This window comes from Psychrobacter sp. GW64-MNA-CIBAN-0177 (assembly GCF_040309585.1).
Classification (GTDB): Bacteria; Pseudomonadota; Gammaproteobacteria; order Pseudomonadales; family Moraxellaceae; genus Psychrobacter; species Psychrobacter okhotskensis.
Genome location: NZ_JBEOOY010000367.1, coordinates 1 through 260, shown reverse-complemented (window position 1 = coordinate 260; position 260 = coordinate 1). Strand labels below are relative to the sequence as shown.

Here is a 260-nt window from a genome sequence, read left to right as displayed (position 1 = left end):
TCGCGCCTTTTAAGAGCGCGCATTCTAACGTATTGCAGCAAAGCGCGCAAAGCCAATCCCTGTTCAAATAATGACTTTGCGCGATTATGTTACTGCTGAGATTTAACCCAACGTTTAATTTTTTGCTCTAAGATAGGCATAGGCAATGCGCCATCTATTAATATTTGCGTATGAAAGGCTTTAATATCAAATTGCTCGCCTAACTGCTGGTGGGCGTAATCTCTAAGCTCTTTAATTTTAAACTCACCCAATTTGTACGA

1 protein-coding gene is annotated in these 260 nt (G+C 40.4%); it reads right to left on the bottom strand.

What is annotated here, in order from left to right; genetic code table 11:
• Window positions 1–89 precede the first annotated feature (89 nt).
• Window positions 90–251 carry a DUF885 family protein gene (locus AAEY79_RS15475; RefSeq protein ID WP_352289422.1) on the bottom strand — a complete coding sequence of 54 codons (162 nt, stop codon included), beginning with the start codon at window positions 249–251 and terminating at the stop codon, window positions 90–92.
• Between the last annotated feature and the right edge of the window lie 9 nt (window positions 252–260).